Genomic DNA, 17,618 nt, shown 5'->3' with positions numbered 1-17,618 from the left:
GTCGGATGCCACAGCGGTCGGTCAGGGTGCCGAACGTCGGTCGCACGGTCCTGGGACTGGCGTCACCACTCGATGATGCGGCTCAGGTAGGGCGCCATCTCGTTGGTGCGGACCGGTGACACGGTGACGGCCGTGTCGGTGACCCCGACCATCTGTCCGTTGCCGATGAACATCGTCACGCTCTGCGTGCCCTCGGGCCCGTAGAAGATCAGGTCACCCGGCAGCGCCTGCGACGGCAGGATCTTGCGGCCAACCTTGTACTGCTCCCCCGAGGAGCGCGGCATCTTGATGCCCACGCCACCGAAGGCGTAGACGATCAGGCCGGAGGCGTCGAATCCCGCGACCTTCGGTGCGACGGGCGCCGCCGGTGCCGCAGGTGTGAGGAGGCTGGGGAACAGTGGATCGGGGTTGTTCGCGGTGAGGCCCGTCGCGGGCGGCTCCTCGCGGACGGGGGGAAGGCTCGGTCCGTTGATGTCGCCACCGCCGTAGGTGAAGGGGACGCCCTGCTGCGAAACGGCGCGCTTGATCACCATGTCGATCGCCTGCTGGCGCTGCGCCGGCGTCGCGTAGTTGTCCGCGTGGGCCAGCCCGGGCGTCGCGAGGAGTACGGCCAGGCCGAGCGCGATGGCGTAGATGCGTCTCATTCTTCAATCCCACTTCTGCGGTCGTTCATCTGCGGTTGGCACTGCACTGTGCCGTCGGGCTGGTGTGCCATCGGGCCTCAATATGAGGTCACAACCTTCACATCAGTCACTTGCACCCCAAATTGTGCCACTCCCCTGTGTCAATAAGGCCCATGGCGGTGGGAACTTGCCCGTACCGTGACCGAACGGTGACCATCTCATGGTGAGCCCAATCACGTTTTACGCGTTGAGCTTTCGGCAGCGTCCCCGTTGTGACGAACGGGGTGCGAGGATGCTGCACGTGATCGAATCGACAAATGAGGCATGGTCGACCCGGCTCTGGAACGAGATCGACCAGACCTTCACCGCAATCCTCGAGCACCCTTTCGTGACAGGCCTGCGTGACGGCACTCTCGACATTGACGCATTTGCCCAGTACGTCGCCCAGGACGTGCACTACCTGCGGGACTACGCGCGTGCCCTGGCCATCGTCGGCGCTAAGGCCCCCACCCTGGCCGACACGGCGATGTTCGCGCGGCACGCAGCCGAGGTGTTCGACGTGGAACTTGAGCTGCACGGCTCGCTGCTACCCGAGATCGGACTGGATTCAGCGGCAGTGAGCGCGGCGCCGGTCACGCCCACCACCAGGGCATATACCAGCTATTTGCTCGCCACGGCCTACGGTGGCAGCTTCGCCGAGGGACTGGCCGCAGTCCTGCCGTGCTACTGGATCTATGCCAGGGTCGGCGCCGCGCTCGCCCAGAGCGGTTCGACGGACAGTCGCTACCAACGCTGGATAGACAGCTACGGCGGGGAGGAGTTCGCGGCGACCGTCGCCGAGGTCCTTGCTCTCACCGATCGGATCGGATCGATGTTGAGTCCCGCCGAGGAAGAGGTTGCGCGGGCCCACTTCGCGACGACGTCGCGCTACGAGTGGATGTTCTTCGACGCCGCTTACCGCCGCGAGATTTGGCCCGTCTGAACGGCGCGACGGCGGTCCGTCGAATGCCCGTGGGCGCGGCATCGCGCACAACCTGTAGGGTTCGACGGCCAGTCGCACTTCGTCAAGTTTCAGTCGAGGTGTCCCGGGAACATTCGGCACCATCCGCAACGTTCTGATGGCGCCGGTTCCACACTCGAGAGGACGTTCCCTTGGCCACCGATTACGACGCACCACGTAAGACCGAGACCGAAGACACCGCCGACGAATCGTTGGAGGCGCTGGCGGGCCGTCGGACCGACGCCGCCACCGCGGTGATCGACGTCGACGAGGGCGACGACGACATGTTCGATCTGCCCGGTGCGGACCTGTCCGGTGAGGAGCTGACGGTTCGGGTCGTGCCCAAGCAGGCCGATGAGTTCACGTGCTCGCGTTGCTTCCTGGTCCACCACCGCAACCGTCTCGCGATGGAGTCGGGCAACCAGCAGATCTGCACCGACTGCAGCTGAGGTCCTACAGGAGCGCAGCGCGCACGCGTTCGCGCCACCACGCGATCCTTGTCGGATCGGTGAGGGCGTAGCGCGCCAGGGCGTCGGCGTCGGGGGCCGGTGGCATCGGCGCAACCGGTAGATGGCCATCGACGGCGACCAGCGTCCGGCCGGATGAGACCACATCGCCACCGAGTCGCGCCGCGGTGGCGAACCCGTAGGCGAACGGCAATTCGGCCAGAGCGCCGGCCAGTGCCAGCCCCGCAGCCAGTCCGACGCTGGTCTCGACCGCGGACGTCACTACGCAGGGCAGCTCGAGCCGCTCGGCTTGGCGCAGCGCGCGCCGCACACCGCCCAGCGGAGCACAGGCCAGCACCGCCACGTCGGCGGCGTCGGCTGGTGCCGCGGGTGCCGTGTCAGCGAGCAGACGCGATGCGGGAACAGCAACGGAAACGGCCACGCGTCGGCGGACCGCGGCCAACTCGTCCAGGCTGCGACACGGCTGCTCGACGTATTCGATGCCGCCAGCTGCCTTGGCCAGGACTGCAATGGCCGAGACCGCCGCATCGACATCCCATGCGCCGCCGGCGTTCAACCGGATGGCGCCGTCCCGGCCTAGACCGTCGCGGACGGCCTCGAGCCTGGCGATGTCGTCGGCAATCGCACCCGCCCCCACCGCGACGTCTGCACTGCGGCAACCGGATTCGGCCACCAGCTGGCGTGCGCGAGATGGATCGACCGCCGGCACACCGATGGCAACGGGAACCCTGCCGCGCACCGCGTCGGGCCAACCCACGGTGCCGGGCTCCGTCGCCGCCGTCAGCCACCGATGCAGATCGCCGACGGCGCAGTCGTCGGGCGGACTGAACTCACCCCAACCCTGTGGTCCCTCAAGCAGCACGCCCTCGAACACGGTCCCGGAACCGTCGGTCACGGGGAGCGCGAACACGGGTGCCGCGGCGAAGTCGATCAGCGTCCTCATCAACGTCAACTTAGCGAGTGCCCATGGGCGAGCAGCGACTGCCATCGCCACAGCGGCAGCCGGTTACTCTGAGCCGATGACGGGTTGGATGACGGAACGCAGAGTCATCCAACGAGCCGCCGATGAGGCGTTGATGACACCACGCCCGCTCCTCGACGGCGATCATGACGATTCCCACGACCACCCGCCCGATGACCGGGACTACCCACCCGGATTCGGCTCGGCAAGAGTCGGTGACCCGAATGTCACAGTGCTATCAGGTATCAGCGCGTTGGCGGGGGGCTACCGGAATCGACCTTGGTATCAGACCAAGCGACTGTTCCCGGTGCTGGCGGTGGCTCTGATTCTCGCAGTCGCTTCGTGGGGCGTCATCGGCGTGCTCCGGAGTCCGGGCAGCAATGGCGATGACTCCCCCGCGGTGTCGCCGACCGGCGAGCCCGCTCCCGCCAGCCCACGGGCCCCGACGAGCCGGGGCGAGCCCATCGAGGTCGCTCCGCCGCCTCCCCCGCCGCCGCGTCCGACGGCTGAGAAACTCAATCCGCCAGCCAACCGAAGTGGACAGTGGCCGCGGTCCAGACCATCGCGGCCCGACGGGAAACCCGAGATCGGCGTCACCCGCACACCCGTCACCCGTGCGCCGCTGAGCGTCGCACCGATACCTCGGCAGCCCCGCTGACTCATCCTGGGGTGCGAGCGCGGTGCGGGTCAGCGGATCCGTTCGCCGTACACGCGGGTGACGGCCAGTCTCATCAGGACTCTGCGGTCCGACACCATGACCGATCGGTACTCGTCCCAGTCGGGATGCTCACCGGCCGCGGCCCGGTAGTAGTCCACCAACGCCCCAACCTCGGGACCATGCGGGTCGGTGCCGGGCCCGGTGAGTGTCACCGTGCCCTCTGCGGTGGCCCACGACCAACCGTCACGGCTCGTGACCTCGAGCGCGGCCCGCGGATCGCGGCGGAGGTTGACCGTCTTGGCACGCCCTTCGGTCATCGACACATAGACGACGTCGGCGTCGCGGTCGTAAAACGGCGTCACCGGCGACAGCTGCGGCATCCCGTCGGCCTTGATGGTGGCCAGGACCCCCAGGCCACTCTCGGCCAGCAGGTCACGAGGGTCAAAGGGTTCGGGCATGCCCATCGCAACGTGCCAGGGCTGACAGCCATTCCCGCCGTGCCTGTGCGGGGTGCGACGATGACGCGGTGATCGACCTACCCAGGCTGGTGAGCGACACCCTCGAGGCGTGGGATCTGGTGGTCGACGGCCCGGTAGCCCATGGACATGGTTCGGTGACGGTGCCCGTCCACACGTCGGACCGCGTACCCGCCGTGCTCAAGATCGCCCTTCCCGCAACCATTCCCACGCTGGAGCACCTGGCGCTACGCCGCTGGGGCGGCAATGGTGCGGTGTTGTTGATGCGGGCCGATCCGCACCGGCGAGCGGTGCTGCTGGAGCGGCTGCACAACCGGAACCTCGACGATCTCTGGGACATCGAGGCATGCGAGGTTGTCGCGTCGCTATACGGGCGGCTCCATGTGCCCGCGATGCCGCAGCTGCCCGACCTCGCCGACATGGTCGCGAGCTGGACCGAGGACCTCGGCGCGCTCCCGCGCAGTGCGCCCATACCTCGCCGGTTGGTCGAGCAGTCCATTGCGCACGGACGGGACTTCTCCTCGGACAGTGCAACCAGTGCCACGCTCGTTCACGGCGACCTCCACTATGGGAACGTCCTGGCCGCCGATCGTGAGCCGTGGCTGTCGATAAGTCCCAGGCCGATCAACGGCGACCCGCACTTCGAGGTCGCGCCGATGCTCTGGAACCGGTGGGACGAACTCGCCGGTGATACCCGCGGCGGCATCCGCCGACGATTCTTCGCCGTGGTGGACGCCGCAGGTCTGGCCGACGAGCGGGCGCGGGACTGGGTGGTGGTGCGTGCCGTACGCGAGGCGATGGTTGGTCTGACGGCCGTACAACCAGATCCCGCATTGTTGACCCGATGCGTGGCCATCGCCAAGGCCGTGCAGGGCTGACACCCGCGGTTCCGATTCACACCCGGCGCGGCAACTGCGCGCTGATGAGGGGCGCGATCCTCTCCGCCATGTAGGCGTGTCCGGCGTCGGTGGGGTGTACGCCGTCGGCGCCGATGAGGTCGGGTCGGCCCACGAACCACTGCTCGGCGATCGGGTCGATGAAGGTCGCGCCGGCCATGCTCGCCGTGAAGCGCAGGACATCGCGAATCTGAAGCACTGCCTGGGGCACGTCTGCGGTGGGCCACGGTGGTCCGATCACCAGAAGGTTCGCCCGCGGAGCGATGCGGTGAGCCTGCGCGAAGGCATCCTGCGTCATCCCGGCAAGCGCCAACGGGTCGGCCCCCTGGTCGTTTCGCGACCCGAAGAACACGACGAGTACGTCGTTGGCCGTGACGGCGCGCGGTGTCAGGTCGCCGAACACGTTGCCGTTGTAGCCGCGCACGACGTATCCCGCGCGACCCTCGGCGGCGACGTTAGGATCCACATCCTGACCCCCGCGTGCGAGCTTCTGCCAGGTCAGCGCTGTCCAGCCTTGCGCTCCATTGCCGCCCTCGGTGCTCCCGGTGGTGTAGGAGTCACCCACCACCGCCACGCTGTAGAGCGGAGACTCCCGAGTGAGCAGCACGGGGTGCGGCGCCGTCGAACTCGGCGCGAGCAACGCACCGGCGATGACGACGAGCGCCACAACGGCAGCGGCGACACGACCCACAGCTATCCTCCAGTTCATCCAGCGCGGGCCGAGAAGGCCTCGGATCGTGTGTCGTGCGCGGTGTCGACCGGATGCAGCCTGCCGCCGCCCGACGGGCCCTTCCCCTCATCGTCGCGGGTGCCCGCGGCGACTTCCCTGACGTCGACCATCCGGCGCATCCACCGTCGCGCGGGTTCTTCGACCAGGTGGTACATCAGGCTCGAGAACGCCAGGGCCGCCGCGATCAGCCCCACGACGATGAGCTTGCCGGCGCCACCGGTGAGAGTGATCTCGAACTGCTTGGCCGCCCAGGTCCAGGCCGTGTGGATGAGTTCGTGCACCATGTAGAGGGCGAACGAGATCTGGCCGAGGTAGACCAGCACCCGCGTGGACAGCAGCCGCGGCAGGCTGCCCGCCCCTATGGACAGGGCCACCACCAGCGGCAGGAACAGCACGTCGATGAGGCCGCCCGCATCCCGGACCGTCGCCACCGGGTGGGTGCTGTAGTAGTACAGCGCGCCGACGATCGCGACGATCAGCACGATTGACGCGTAGCCAGCGGCCTGGCGGGTGCGATCGGTGGGTTCTAGCTTGCGGACAGCGGCACATGCCAGCGCGCCCGCGGTGAACTGCATGACGATGCGCGGCAACCAGCTCCATGGCGTGTAGAACTCGCCGGAGGCCAGCAGCAGCATCACCGGTGGCAGGGACGCAGCGAAGGCCAGCAGCAGTAGGCCGCGCGCCCGCGTCGCCCGTGCCATCCGGAACACCACCAGGGCGATGCCTGCGAACAACAAGTAGGCGAGCCACTCGGCACTGATCGACCAGGCAGGGCCGTTCCAGCTCGTCCCGTCGAAGAACGGCTGGTACCACAGCTGGACCAGGAACAGTTGGCGAATGTAACTCGTCGCCGTCAGCGTGTCGACGTTCTCCGACGGCACGTGACCGACATTGAGCGTGAAGATGATCCACAGGGCGGCGAGATGCAGTGTGACGAGGTAAATCGGCCACACCCGAGCCAGCCGCAACCACAGGAACCGCAGTGTGGCCCGCATGGACCAGGTACGGCCCATCCTGTCCAGGTAGGTCCAGGTCAGCACGAATCCACTGAGGATGAAGAAGAGGTCGACGCCTTGTGCGCCGGCGTCGAGCACGGGAGCCAGTGCAGCGGCGAAATCCGGTGCGGCCTCCCCGAGCAGCGGCCGAAAGTGAAAGAGCACCACCCATACCGCGGCGACGATCCGCAGGCCTGTCAGAGCCTTGATCTCACCGCTGCGCACAACACTCTTTCCGTATCACTTCGCACTTGTTCGTTCGCGCCCTTGCGTCGCGCCACCGGGCGGTCCACCCCTCGGGGGTGACCAGGCAACCGGCAGCCATCGCAGGGTAGCAGCGTGTCGGAGCCGTTTGGGTGAGCGCGACACTGTGCGATTCCTGTGTGTGGCAAACCTCCGCGCCACCGGCGCTCGCCAGCAAACGCCACTTGGGGGTGAGGGCCTGCCCAGCCGAAAAGACATGCACCAGTACAGCGAAATCATAATTCTTCAACATGGCGCCGCCCCGCGCGCACGGGTACACAATCGGCTCACAGCCAAACGACGAAAGAGGCAGCCATGCCGCTGGACGAGATTCGACAACCTCGCCGCACCGTGATCGTCGGGACGGGCCTCGGCCTGGCCGCGACCGCACTCGCCGGCTGCGCTACTGCCGAGGACAAGTCCGCCGAGTCGTCAACGGGTTCGTCCACAGTGGGAGGCGAGGGCGCACCGGCCGCCGGGGCCCCGCTTGCGAAGACGTCCGATGTGCCCGTCGGGTCCGGGATCATCGTCGACGAGTACGTGCTCACCCAACCGACCGCAGGCGTTTTCAACGGCTTCTCGTCGGTCTGCCCGCACCGCGGATGCAAAGTGTCGGAGGTGATCGACGCGATCATCGTCTGCCCGTGCCACGGCAGCCGGTTCGATCTCGAGGGTGCTGTCGTGAATGGTCCGGCGGTCAAGCCGCTGGAGCGTAAGGCCGTGTCGATAAACGGGGACGCGATCCTCGCCGGCTGAGCTGGGATTTCGGCGCGCTTTCGTTCGCTCAGCGACGGTTTGCGCGCCGAAATCATAGAGGGTGCGAGGATGGCGCGATGACCACCCGATGGCAGAACTCGGACGCGCCGCGGGGCGACGACTACGACGCTCGCTGGCGAGCGCTGGCCGCACAGGGCCGCAGCATCCACGGTGAGGCTGACCTCGTCGACGCTCTGTTGCACGAGGCGGGCGGCACGCGCGTGCTCGACGCGGGCTGCGGGACGGGTCGGGTGGCGATCGAGCTGGCCGCCCGCGGGTACCGCGTCACCGGTGTCGACGTCGACCCAGCCATGCTGTCGACCGCCCGCGACAAGGCCCCCGAACTCGCCTGGCTTCAGGCCGATCTCGCCGATCTGGCGGCCGTCACCGACGAGCGCTTCGACCTGGTTGTCCTCGCCGGCAATGTGATGATCTTCGTCGACCCGGGCTCAGAGGGGGCCGTCCTCGCGGCGGCCGCGGGGCGGTTGGTTGAGGGCGGCATTCTGGTCGCTGGCTTTCAGATCCTGCCGGACCGGTTGTCGCTGCAGCGCTACGACGAGCTCGCCGAGGCCGCGGGTCTGCAGCCAGTGGCCCGGTGGTCCACCTGGAACCGTGACCCATTCACCGGGGGCGACTACGCGGTGACGGTGCACGCCAGGGACCGGTCATGACGCTGCCGTCGCCCGATCCGGATCTCGCGCACCTCAGTGATGTGGTCCCCGCGGTTCTCACCGCGATGGGCGCGGCCGGGTTCGCCAGCCCGATCGCACTCCCGGGTGACGTCTCCGGCGCCTGCGTGCTGCTGATCGACGGGCTCGGCGCCGAGCTGCTGGACGCCCACGCCGGCGACGCACCTGTGCTGGCCGGACTTCGGGGACAGACGATCAGCGTCGGGTTTCCGTCCACCACCGCGGCGGGCCTGGCCGCAGTCGGCACCGGCTGCAGGTCCGGTGAGCACGGCATGGTCGGATACAGCTTCCTGCTGCCCGGAACCGGTGTCGTCAACGCTCTGAGCTGGCGGCCCCACCCCTGGGGAGACGACCTGCGAGCGACGGTCGAACCCGAACAGGTACAACCGCTTCCGACCACATTTGAGCGGGCCGCGTCGGCCGGCTTCGCCGTCAGCGTGATCTCCGCGGCGAAGTTCGCCGACTCCGGGCTGACCCGCGCGGTCCTGCGCGGCGGCCGCTACGTCGGCGTTCATGCGATCGGTGACCTCGCCGCCAATGTGCGCGCCGTCGTCGCCGATGGCGGCTTCTGCTACGGCTATCACGCCGACCTCGATCTGCTGGGTCACCTGTACGGCCCGGGGTCTGATGCGTGGCGCGCGCAGCTGCGGCAGGTCGATCGCCTGGTCGAGTCAGTGGTGGAGACCCTGCCGCCCGGCGGTCTGCTGGCCGTGGTCGCCGATCACGGCATGGTCGAGGTCGACGCGGCCGGCGTCGTCGACCTCGACGCCTCTCCCCTGCTGCTCGACGGTGTCGCCGAGATCGGGGGTGAGGCCCGTGCCCGTCACGTCTACACCGCCGCCGGAGCCGCGGACGCGGTCCTCGCCGCGTGGCAGGAGACTCTCGCGGATCGGGCGTGGGTGGTGTCGCGGGACGAGGCGATCGCGGCCGGGTGGTTCGGCGCACGCGTCTCCGATGAGACTCGCGTGCGGATCGGTGACGTGGTGGCGGCCGCCCGGGATTCGGCGGCGATGGTGCGCCGCACCGTGGAACCCATCGAGTCCGCGCTCATCGGCCACCACGGATCGCTGACGTCCGCCGAGCAGCGCGTGCCACTGCTGCTTGCGCATGGCTGATCCCCACTCCGTTAACCTCAACGCCCGTGATCGTCCTGCTGCCGCCTTCGGAGACCAAACGTGACGGCGGCGATGGGCCGCCACTTCGCCTCGACACGTTGGGCTCGCCAGAGTTGGGCCCGCTGCGGTCGGAGTTGACGGGCGAACTTGTCGCCCTGGCGGCCGATCGGCCGACCTGCCGAAAGGCCCTGGGTATCTCGGCGGCCCAAGATGCCGAGATCGACCGCAACGCCGCCCTGCTCACCGCGGGCACCATGCCCGCGATCAATCGCTACACCGGCGTTCTCTACGACGCCCTGGATGTCGAATCCCTCAGTGGGGCAACGGCATCGAGGGCGCGGGCGCGACTGGCGGTGGGCTCTGCGCTGTTCGGGTTGCTGCGCGCCGACGACTCGGTGCCCGCCTACCGGCTGTCGGCCGGGTCGAAGTTGCCCGGTCGGCCCTCGTTGGCGGCCCGATGGAAACCTGTCCTGGAGCCCGTACTCGCGGCGCTGGCGCTCGATGAACTGATCGTCGATCTGCGCTCCGGTGCGTACGCGGCGCTGGCGCGGGTGCCCGGTGCGGTCACAGTCGACGTGGTGTCGGAACGCCCCGACGGAAGCCGCGTCGTGGTGAGCCACTTCAACAAGGCTCACAAGGGTCGGTTGGCGCGTGCGCTCGTCAGCTCCAAGTCCGAGCCCGACGATGCGGCGAAGGTGGCGGCGGTGGCCAGACGCGCAGGCATGCAGGTGGAACGCAGCGGTAACGCGCTAACCGTCGTGGTCACTGGCTAGTGAAGCGTCGCAGGCAGACTCGCGTCTAGGTGCACGGAATCCCGTGCGGACCGCCGATCCAGTGACCGGGCGGGGACTGCCAGGGGCACCACTTCTTGACCTGTCCGGGCGAGCCCCAATTGACTCCCGGATTCCAATCGACCCAATCGCCCGGCCCCGGAATCCACGGAATGTCCGGACCCCAACCGGGATCAGCCTGTGCTGAAGCCGGTTCGAGTCCGAGGGACGCAGCCCCAAGGGCACCAGCGATCATTGCTGTCGCCGCAGCCTTCTTCAGATTCATCTGCGGTCTCCTTCCTGCCCGTCGCCGCTGCCTCCGAGATGAGGCAGGGTATTGACGCGCGATACAAGGAAGCCGGTATGTCGTTGCTGTGGTGGACGGCAGACCAACCTCACGACCCGTGCAACCAGAATACCCCTCTGCTTTTGGCGTAAACACGCTGGTTGCGGGCCAGTCAGAAGGGCGGTGCCGTGCTGACGGGCTGACGCTGCGGGTCGGTTTCGTTGAGCCGACGTTCCTCGGTGATGCGGTGTGTACGGGCCTGCGCTCGGGTGGTGGTGCGTCGTGGCATGGTGAGCCCGTCATTGGGGCTCGGTGCGTGCGTCGTCGTGCGCGTGATGCTGGCGGCGACGGGTGCGGTCGGTGCGCACAGTTCGGGGAACAGCAAGCTGCTGCCCGGGCAGGTGCGGTAGGTCTGTCCGTCGGGTGCGGTCCAGATGACGGTGCCGTCGGGGTCTTGGCGGTCGCGCCAGCCGCCCTGACCACTCCAGAAGGTTTTGAGCAGGTGGTGTTTTCGGCACAGACACTTCAGGTTCGACGCACACGTGGGCCCGACGGGGTACGGAATCGTGTGGTCGAGGTCGCAGGCAGTGGCCGGTTCGTCGCAGCCCGGGAACCGGCACGTCAGGTCGCGGCAGCGCACGAAATCCGCCAACGCCATCGACGGCACGTAACGGGGTTCCGGTGGTGCGGTCCCGGGGTGCAGAACGTGTTTGATCGCGGCGGTCAGGGCGAGACGGCGGATGATTGGGCCGGCCAGAACAGGCCCGTCGATCATCACTCCGGGTGCGGTGGCCGCCAGCTCGCCGGGGTCGGTGTCGGTGAGCGCCTCAGCCAGGGTCAGTTCGCGCACGGGTTTGTCGAACATGCGCGGCTGCTCGCCGTCGAGCGTGGGGTCTTGGCTCGCTGTCACGTCGCTCTGGTCGGTGAGGGTGTCGTCGCGGGTGATGACGTAGACCACCGCAGAACTGCGGGCCGGTGCGGCGGCGGCGCAGTCGGGGTCCTCGCACAGGCAGGTCAGTCGATCCGCTCCGGCGGCCAGCGCACCGAGGGCGTCGGCGCGGCGCTGATCGCGTGTGCGGGGGTCTCGCCCGCACACGGTGTCGGCCAGCCCGCCGAGACGCCGGTCCAGCGCCTTGGCATCGTGGGCGAACAGCTCGCCCCACAGTGTCGCGATACCGGAGGCGTCATCGACGTCGATATCAACACCGCGGGAGCGCGCCCGTGTCTGCGTGCGGCGCAAGGCATGCGGGTCGTGTCGGTCGACGAACACGTCGATCGCGTCGACCGTCCTCTCCTGAGACATCGGCGGCGAGTCGGTCAGCGCGTGGGCCAGATCGGCATCGACGGCACGCAGGGCGTCGGCGTCCTTGATCAGGGCGGTACGCCACACCGCGGTGGACACCAGCCGGTAGGACAGCTGGCCCTGGGAGAAGGCCGCCGCGACCCTCGGCAGCCGGTCACGCAGCGAGGTCGCGACCAGCAGTTGATTCGATGCCGCCGCGGAGCTGATCTGTTGGGCGGCGCCGATCTCGGCGCAGACCGCTCCCCAGTTGTCCAGGTACCACTGTTCCCGCGAGGCGGAGTCATCGGCGGACTGGCGGACATCGAGCATTGCCACCATCGCGCTCAGGCGCCGCGCGCAGGCCGCGGACTCGACCCGTGCCCACGCCGCCACAGCCTCACCACCAGAGGCCCGGGTTGCGGCTGACACGAATTCATCGAACACAGTTTCGAATGTAGTCGGGGTGTGGGACACGTGCCAGAACCGAAATCGGGATCTGTGGATGAATCCGCGACTGTGGATAACTCGGTGATCAACCGCCGAGAATGTCAGAGCGCCATGCTAATTGGTCCGAGCGCCGGTCCCCCGGCATCGGACGCGACTCAGAGCGTCCCGAACAGTTCGATCGAGTTGCCGTCGGGATCGGCGATGAACATCCAGCCCATCCCCGGCACCGGTTCGAACTCGGTGGGCGGTTCCACGACCTGATAGCCCGCCGCCTCGATCTTTGCGGCCGTCTCGCGCAGGTTGGTCACCCCGATGGTGAGGTAGCGCATCCCGGCCTGGGCCTTACCGCCGCCGGGGACCACCGGCTGGGCAGGGGCGGTGTTGTAGGTGACCAGCTTGATCACGCTCGCCCCCAATGCATATCGCCGTTGCCGTCCGTCGGCGAACTCAATCTCACCCTGCAACTCGAGGCCGAGGAAGTCCTCGTAGAACGCGACCATTGGGTCGAGGTCGGTCGTGACGAGTCCGATCTCTACGGTCGGTGTCAGCAGGTCAAGGTTCACGGTCACCTCTTTGATATCGCGGGTCATGGGGGCGTGCCGTTCGGAGCCTAGCCACTGTTGTCGCCCCCGAACCCGGACACGCAGGCAATATATGGGGACCAATCAGCTGACGCCGACGACGGGAGATCGCGTGGAGACGTTCTGGCGCTACCTACGCGTACAGGCGTTCGTCTTCGTGTGCGGCATCGTCGGTCCGATCTTCCTGATCGTCTACTTCGCCACCCAGCCAGATCCGACCATCAAGTGGATGTACTGGGCAGGCCTGTTCATCACGGCGCTCGACGTGTTCATCGCGCTGGGGCTCACGTCTGCGGCAAGTCGCGGCAACCCGAAACCCTCCAGGTCGGAGCCATCGGAGCAGTAGCCAATGCTGCCCGAATTTCACCACCACCGAGTTCCTCTGACAGACTGATCGCTGAGGGGAGTATTCCTTCGCCGCGGTGTCGTCATCACGTTGTCCACCTTTGGACAGCCGGTGCCGTGGGCCGCATTCTGCGGCGGCAGAGACCTCAGCCGTGTTTGACGACCGGAGGAAGCTCTTGAACGTTACCCAGATCGAATGGATCGTCACGCTTGGCGTGACGCTCGCAGTGCTGCTGTTCGACATCATCTTCATCGCTCGCAGGCCTCACGAACCCACGTTCCGTGAGTGCGCGATAGCGCTGACGTTCTATGTCGGTCTCGCGGTGCTGTTCGGGATATGGGTCTGGTACTTCCACGGCAGCCAGTTCGGCGTGGAGTTCTTCGCCGGCTGGCTCACCGAGTACAGCCTCTCAGTGGACAACCTGTTCATCTTCCTGATCATCATGGCGAGCTTCAACGTGCCCAGGAAGTTCCAGCAGCAGGCGCTGCTGATCGGCATCATCCTGGCGCTGATCTTCCGCGGCATCTTCATCGCACTGGGCGCGGTCGCGATCAACCAGTTCTCCTGGATCTTCTACGCCTTCGGCGCGTTCCTGGTGTACACCGCGATCAAGCTGGCCCGCGACACCGAACACGATGACGACGCCGAGAACAGTGTGGTGCGGTTCGCCCGCAAGCATCTGACTCTCACCGACAAGTGGGACGGCCTCAAGATGTGGATCAAGCAGGACGGCAAGCGTCTGATGACGCCCATGTTCCTGGTGATCGTGGCATTGGGCACCACCGACCTGCTGTTCGCGCTGGACTCGATTCCCGCCATCTACGGGCTCACCCAGGAGCCCTACATCGTGTTCACCGCGAACGTGTTCGCATTGATGGGTCTGCGCCAGCTGTACTTCCTGCTGGGCGATCTGCTCAAGCGGCTGGTCTACCTGTCGCAGGGGCTCGCCTTCATCCTGTTCTTCATCGGCGTGAAGCTGATCCTGCACGCGTTGCACGAGAACGAGCTGCCGTTCATCAACGGCGGCGAGCACGTGCCGGTCCCCGAGATCCCGACGCTGGCCAGCCTGGGCGTCATCATCGTGACCCTGGTGATCACCACCGTCGCCAGCCTCTACAAGACGCGAGTGATCGACAAGAAGAACGGTGCATCCGAGGTGTCCCCGGCCCCCGACGCCGAGACCTCGACGGAGACACCGGATCGGCCCGCCTAACTGACGCCGGCCACCGGCATCGACTTGCCGTTGGCCGGGTCAGGCCCCAGGATCTGGGGCAATGGATCAGAACTCGGCCGTTGAATTGTCGGCCATCGATGCGATCGGCCAGGCCTCGCTCGTCGCGGCCGGTGAGTTGAGGGCGGCGGATCTGCTCGACGCGGCGATCCTGCGCGTCGAGGCGACCCGCCCCCTCAATGCCGTCATCACCGACCTGTTCGAGCGGGGCCGCGCACAGGCGACCGCGCTCGACGAGTCCGGGGTGCTTCGGCGCGGGGACGCGGGGCCGGTGGCCGGGGTGCCTTTCCTGCTCAAGGATCTCGGGGCGTCACTTGCCGGCGCCCCCGAGGCGATGGGCTCGCGCGCGTTGCGGTCCCACGTGGCAGGCGAGTCCGCGTGGATCGTGGACCGCTACCTGGACGCTGGCCTGGTCGTGTTCGGCAAGACCAACACGCCGGAGTGGGGAAACCACTGCACCACCGAACCCTCTCTGTTCGGCCCGACGGTCAACCCGTGGTCACCGGACGTCAGCCCCGGCGGGTCCAGCGGCGGATCGGCGGCAGCGGTCGCCGCTGGTGTTGTGCCCGCCGCCTCCGGTGGCGACGGCACCGGCTCGATCCGCGTACCCGCCTCCTGCTGCGGGCTGGTCGGACTCAAACCGCGCCGGGGCCGAACATCGTTCGCGCCGGGCGGCGGCCACGGGCTCGAGGGGCTCGTCAACGAACATGCGCTGACGCGTACGGTGCGCGACAGTGCCGCGTTGTTGGATGTCGTGACCGGGTCTGCCCCTGGCGATCCCTACACCGCACCCCTGCCGCGGTCACCGTTCCTGCAGGCGATGTCGGAAACTCCTGCGCCACAGCGAATTCTGACCACCACCGAATCGCCGTTCCCGGGATCGTCGACCCATCCGGAGGTCATCGCCGCGGTCGAGTCGGTAGCCGCGACGCTTGGCGATCTTGGGCACCACATCGCGCCCGGTGCACCGACGATCGATCCTGACGTGGTGGCCGACGCGATTGCGGTGCTGCACACCGTCAGCAATGCCGAACTGCATGCCCTCGCCACCGAGCACCTCGGTCGCGAACCCCGCGAGGACGAGTTCGAGGCCAGCACGTGGGTGATGGTGCGCGAGGGCTTCGAGACCAGCGGTGTGGCGTACGCGAGGGCCATTGAGGCCGTGCATGACCAGACCCGGCGCTTCGCCGCGGGCATGTCTGGGCATGACGTGCTGCTGGTGCCAACGTTGCTCACCTTGGTGCCGCCGTATGGGCTCCTCGATCAGCCGCGCGGGACCACCAGGAAGTTCTTCGACGTGGAGTTCGCCACGACGGGCTGGACCGCGCTCGCCAACGTCACCGGTTGGGCCGCCATCTCGCTGCCGCTCGGAATGAGCGCGACAGGCCTGCCGATCGGCGTGCAGTTGATGGCGCCCGACGAGACGATCCTGCTTCAGCTCGCCCGCCAACTCGAGCAGGCGTCGCCGTGGATCGATCGACGCCCTCCGGGATGGCTCGCCTAGTCGACGTGCGCGTTGATCTGTGCCAGCCACCCCTGCGCCACAGGCATGTCCGTGTCGTACTCGTCGTGCCAGTTCAACCACTCGTACGGCGGTGTCTGCGGATAACCCTCGGGTGAGTCCTCCCAGTTCTCCTGGCGACCGAGTGCGGTGATGTCGAGATAGCTCCACGTGCTACCCATGGCCTCGTCACCACGGTTGTCCACGAAATACGTCCGGAACACGTCCTCGCCATCGCGAATGAAGGCGTTGTGGCCGTGAAAGTCCTTGACCCCGAAGTCCGTGTCGAAGTCGTCGGTGAGGGTGAACCACGGCATGTGCCAACCCATTCGGTCCTTGAGCGCTGCGATATCCGCTTGGGGCGCCCGTGATGCGTAGACCAGCGTCGTGTCGCGCGCGTTCAGATGGCCGAGGTTCCCGACGTGGTCGGCGACCATGGAACAGCCCCGACAGGCGTGCTCCGGCCAGCCGAACACTCCCGGTTCGAAGAATGCTCGGTAGACGATCAACTGTCGTCGACCTTCGAACAGGTCCAGTAGGCCCACCCGGCCGTCCGGCCCGTCGAACGCGTAGGGCTTCTCCACCCGAACCCAGGGCATTCGGCGGCGTTGAGCAGCCAACGCGTCACGCGCCCTGGTCATTTCCTTCTCCCTAACCAGCAGGTCCTGGCGCGCGGCGTCCCACTCCTGTGGCGAGACGATCGCCGGCCTCACCGCTCCTCCAGCCCCGACTTGAGGCCGGCGAGCTTGCGCGGCCAACCCTGCGAGATCAGGCCCCGCACCATGCTGTCTGGACCGAAATCGTCGTGAATCACTGTGAGCTTCACCTGGTCACCCTCCTGTTCGAGGTCGAAGGACACCCTCGAGCGCCGCTCGGCAGCGAGTTCGGCGATGGTCGCCTCCGTCAGACTCGGTGCGATCTCACGGATCTCGGGAATGAAGGTGTGGAAGGTGAATGCCAGTCGGCGGTAGGGGTCTGACTCGAGGATCACCTGTTCGGGATGCTCGATCCGCACTCCCTCCTCGACCCAGGCGTAGGTGGAACCCTTCGTCCAGTCCGACTCGATCGCGTGGCCCATGTAGTTACGCGAGAACACGGGGTCGGTGATCGCCTGCCAGAGTCTCTCGGGCGTGGTCTTGATGTAGGTCGTGTACACGAATTCCGCAGTGTCGCTCATCTTCTCTGTCTCCAATGCCGTCTTCAGGTCGGCCAGTACCTTTACCCGTGGCTGGTCGTATTGGTTGATCCACCGGTCGGCGATGGCGTTGATCGGCTCGGCGTTGAGGTAGTGCAGCTTCTCCCGGCCCCGCCACGTCGTCGTGACCAGGTTGGCGCCTTCCAGCACCGCCAGATGCTTGCTCACCGATTGCCGGGCCATCGCCAGGCCAGTGCACAACTCCCGCAGGCTCTGACCGCCGCGGACGTTGAGGCTGTCCAGCAGACGGCGCCGGTTGGGGTCCGCCAACGCCTTGAATACCTCGTCCATCCGCGTTGTTCGCTTTCTTATATGCAGCCGTTTGGCTGCATATCCACCTTATGCAGCCAAACGGCTGCATGTCAATGGT

Annotated in this window: 20 protein-coding genes; 11 read left to right on the top strand and 9 right to left on the bottom strand. The window is 67.2% G+C overall.

Annotated features, from left to right (window positions below):
• Nucleotides 1-62: 62 nt before the first annotated feature.
• Nucleotides 63-644 (bottom strand): NlpC/P60 family peptidoglycan-binding protein RipD, encoded by a 582-nt coding sequence (gene ripD, locus ACZY0X_RS13230; RefSeq protein WP_463771008.1) that lies wholly within the window; start codon nucleotides 642-644, stop codon nucleotides 63-65.
• A gap of 280 nt (nucleotides 645-924) precedes the next feature.
• Here ripD and tenA point away from each other — a divergent pair, with 280 nt between their 5' ends.
• The gene (tenA, locus tag ACZY0X_RS13225; protein ID WP_463771006.1) at nucleotides 925-1,605 is read left to right on the top strand and encodes a thiaminase II; all 681 of its coding nucleotides are present in this window, start codon (nucleotides 925-927) and stop codon (nucleotides 1,603-1,605) included.
• 170 nt (nucleotides 1,606-1,775) lie between these two features.
• Nucleotides 1,776-2,072 carry a DUF4193 domain-containing protein gene (locus ACZY0X_RS13220; protein WP_463771005.1) on the top strand — a complete coding sequence of 99 codons (297 nt, stop codon included), beginning with the start codon at nucleotides 1,776-1,778 and terminating at the stop codon, nucleotides 2,070-2,072.
• A gap of 4 nt (nucleotides 2,073-2,076) precedes the next feature.
• Here the strand turns inward: ACZY0X_RS13220 and ACZY0X_RS13215 are convergent, their stop codons facing one another.
• A complete protein-coding gene (locus tag ACZY0X_RS13215) occupies nucleotides 2,077-3,033 on the bottom strand; it encodes an enolase C-terminal domain-like protein (RefSeq protein WP_463771004.1) in 957 nt (318 codons plus the stop codon).
• A gap of 88 nt (nucleotides 3,034-3,121) precedes the next feature.
• Here ACZY0X_RS13215 and ACZY0X_RS13210 point away from each other — a divergent pair, with 88 nt between their 5' ends.
• Nucleotides 3,122-3,709, top strand: coding sequence for a hypothetical protein (locus ACZY0X_RS13210; protein WP_463771002.1), 588 nt, complete (start codon nucleotides 3,122-3,124; stop codon nucleotides 3,707-3,709).
• Between the two features lie 29 nt (nucleotides 3,710-3,738).
• On the opposite strand, the gene ACZY0X_RS13205 is transcribed toward ACZY0X_RS13210, so the two are convergent.
• Nucleotides 3,739-4,167 (bottom strand): PPOX class F420-dependent oxidoreductase, encoded by a 429-nt coding sequence (locus ACZY0X_RS13205; protein WP_241405264.1) that lies wholly within the window; start codon nucleotides 4,165-4,167, stop codon nucleotides 3,739-3,741.
• 68 nt (nucleotides 4,168-4,235) lie between these two features.
• Between ACZY0X_RS13205 and ACZY0X_RS13200 the strand changes: the two genes are divergently transcribed.
• The gene (locus ACZY0X_RS13200; protein ID WP_463771001.1) at nucleotides 4,236-5,063 is read left to right on the top strand and encodes an aminoglycoside phosphotransferase family protein; all 828 of its coding nucleotides are present in this window, start codon (nucleotides 4,236-4,238) and stop codon (nucleotides 5,061-5,063) included.
• Between the two features lie 16 nt (nucleotides 5,064-5,079).
• Here the strand turns inward: ACZY0X_RS13200 and ACZY0X_RS13195 are convergent, their stop codons facing one another.
• A complete protein-coding gene (locus ACZY0X_RS13195) occupies nucleotides 5,080-5,772 on the bottom strand; it encodes an Rv0518 family GDSL lipase (protein ID WP_463770999.1) in 693 nt (230 codons plus the stop codon).
• 14 nt (nucleotides 5,773-5,786) lie between these two features.
• Nucleotides 5,787-7,031 carry an acyltransferase family protein gene (locus ACZY0X_RS13190; RefSeq protein ID WP_463770998.1) on the bottom strand — a complete coding sequence of 415 codons (1,245 nt, stop codon included), beginning with the start codon at nucleotides 7,029-7,031 and terminating at the stop codon, nucleotides 5,787-5,789.
• A gap of 333 nt (nucleotides 7,032-7,364) precedes the next feature.
• Between ACZY0X_RS13190 and ACZY0X_RS13185 the strand changes: the two genes are divergently transcribed.
• From ACZY0X_RS13185 to yaaA, 4 genes are all read left to right on the top strand, one after another.
• On the top strand, nucleotides 7,365-7,805 hold the full coding sequence (locus ACZY0X_RS13185; protein ID WP_463770996.1) for a QcrA and Rieske domain-containing protein: 441 nt from the start codon (nucleotides 7,365-7,367) through the stop codon (nucleotides 7,803-7,805).
• Nucleotides 7,806-7,882: 77 nt separating this feature from the next.
• A complete protein-coding gene (locus ACZY0X_RS13180) occupies nucleotides 7,883-8,476 on the top strand; it encodes a class I SAM-dependent DNA methyltransferase (RefSeq protein WP_463770995.1) in 594 nt (197 codons plus the stop codon).
• On the top strand, nucleotides 8,473-9,609 hold the full coding sequence (locus tag ACZY0X_RS13175) for an alkaline phosphatase family protein (RefSeq protein WP_463770993.1): 1,137 nt from the start codon (nucleotides 8,473-8,475) through the stop codon (nucleotides 9,607-9,609). Before ACZY0X_RS13180 ends, ACZY0X_RS13175 begins: the two co-directional genes overlap by 4 nt.
• 26 nt (nucleotides 9,610-9,635) lie before the next feature.
• The gene (gene yaaA, locus ACZY0X_RS13170) at nucleotides 9,636-10,382 is read left to right on the top strand and encodes a peroxide stress protein YaaA (protein WP_463770992.1); all 747 of its coding nucleotides are present in this window, start codon (nucleotides 9,636-9,638) and stop codon (nucleotides 10,380-10,382) included.
• A gap of 455 nt (nucleotides 10,383-10,837) precedes the next feature.
• Here the strand turns inward: yaaA and ACZY0X_RS13165 are convergent, their stop codons facing one another.
• Nucleotides 10,838-12,376: an HNH endonuclease signature motif containing protein gene (locus tag ACZY0X_RS13165; protein ID WP_463770990.1), complete on the bottom strand. Its 1,539-nt coding sequence runs from the start codon at nucleotides 12,374-12,376 to the stop codon at nucleotides 10,838-10,840.
• A gap of 173 nt (nucleotides 12,377-12,549) precedes the next feature.
• A complete protein-coding gene (locus tag ACZY0X_RS13160) occupies nucleotides 12,550-12,963 on the bottom strand; it encodes a VOC family protein (protein ID WP_463771572.1) in 414 nt (137 codons plus the stop codon).
• A gap of 85 nt (nucleotides 12,964-13,048) precedes the next feature.
• Here ACZY0X_RS13160 and ACZY0X_RS13155 point away from each other — a divergent pair, with 85 nt between their 5' ends.
• The 3 genes from ACZY0X_RS13155 to ACZY0X_RS13145 all read left to right on the top strand — a co-directional run bounded on the left by ACZY0X_RS13155 (nucleotide 13,049) and on the right by ACZY0X_RS13145 (nucleotide 16,056).
• A complete protein-coding gene (locus ACZY0X_RS13155) occupies nucleotides 13,049-13,321 on the top strand; it encodes a hypothetical protein (protein ID WP_463770989.1) in 273 nt (90 codons plus the stop codon).
• A 175-nt stretch (nucleotides 13,322-13,496) separates the two neighbouring features.
• Nucleotides 13,497-14,534, top strand: a complete 1,038-nt coding sequence (locus ACZY0X_RS13150) for a TerC family protein (RefSeq protein ID WP_463770988.1) — start codon at nucleotides 13,497-13,499, stop codon at nucleotides 14,532-14,534.
• A 61-nt stretch (nucleotides 14,535-14,595) separates the two neighbouring features.
• Nucleotides 14,596-16,056 (top strand): amidase, encoded by a 1,461-nt coding sequence (locus ACZY0X_RS13145; protein ID WP_463770986.1) that lies wholly within the window; start codon nucleotides 14,596-14,598, stop codon nucleotides 16,054-16,056.
• Here ACZY0X_RS13145 and ACZY0X_RS13140 read toward each other — a convergent pair.
• Nucleotides 16,053-16,766: a DUF899 domain-containing protein gene (locus ACZY0X_RS13140; protein WP_463770985.1), complete on the bottom strand. Its 714-nt coding sequence runs from the start codon at nucleotides 16,764-16,766 to the stop codon at nucleotides 16,053-16,055. The two genes, ACZY0X_RS13145 and ACZY0X_RS13140, sit on opposite strands and share 4 nt — an antisense overlap.
• On the bottom strand, nucleotides 16,763-17,539 hold the full coding sequence (locus ACZY0X_RS13135; RefSeq protein ID WP_463770984.1) for an ArsR/SmtB family transcription factor: 777 nt from the start codon (nucleotides 17,537-17,539) through the stop codon (nucleotides 16,763-16,765). Before ACZY0X_RS13135 ends, ACZY0X_RS13140 begins: the two co-directional genes overlap by 4 nt.
• Nucleotides 17,540-17,618: the final 79 nt, after the last annotated feature.

It is taken from the genome of Mycobacterium sp. IDUB_39, from assembly GCF_055419205.1.
The sequence above is the reverse complement of the archived record's forward strand: the minus strand, read 5'-3'. Positions and strand labels throughout refer to the sequence as shown.

What these genes read in the sequence shown, in the direction of transcription:
- ripD (WP_463771008.1), bottom strand. Translation starts at nt 644, where the DNA reads ATGAGACGCATCTACGCCATCGCGCTCGGCCTGGCCGTACTCCTCGCG.
- ACZY0X_RS13205 (WP_241405264.1), bottom strand. Translation starts at nt 4,167, where the DNA reads ATGCCCGAACCCTTTGACCCTCGTGACCTGCTGGCCGAGAGTGGCCTG.
- ACZY0X_RS13145 (WP_463770986.1), top strand. Translation starts at nt 14,596, where the DNA reads ATGGATCAGAACTCGGCCGTTGAATTGTCGGCCATCGATGCGATCGGC.
- ACZY0X_RS13180 (WP_463770995.1), top strand. Translation starts at nt 7,883, where the DNA reads ATGACCACCCGATGGCAGAACTCGGACGCGCCGCGGGGCGACGACTAC.
- ACZY0X_RS13185 (WP_463770996.1), top strand. Translation starts at nt 7,365, where the DNA reads ATGCCGCTGGACGAGATTCGACAACCTCGCCGCACCGTGATCGTCGGG.
- ACZY0X_RS13135 (WP_463770984.1), bottom strand. Translation starts at nt 17,539, where the DNA reads ATGGACGAGGTATTCAAGGCGTTGGCGGACCCCAACCGGCGCCGTCTG.
- ACZY0X_RS13210 (WP_463771002.1), top strand. Translation starts at nt 3,122, where the DNA reads ATGACGGAACGCAGAGTCATCCAACGAGCCGCCGATGAGGCGTTGATG.
- ACZY0X_RS13175 (WP_463770993.1), top strand. Translation starts at nt 8,473, where the DNA reads ATGACGCTGCCGTCGCCCGATCCGGATCTCGCGCACCTCAGTGATGTG.
- ACZY0X_RS13215 (WP_463771004.1), bottom strand. Translation starts at nt 3,033, where the DNA reads ATGAGGACGCTGATCGACTTCGCCGCGGCACCCGTGTTCGCGCTCCCC.
- ACZY0X_RS13155 (WP_463770989.1), top strand. Translation starts at nt 13,049, where the DNA reads ATGGGGACCAATCAGCTGACGCCGACGACGGGAGATCGCGTGGAGACG.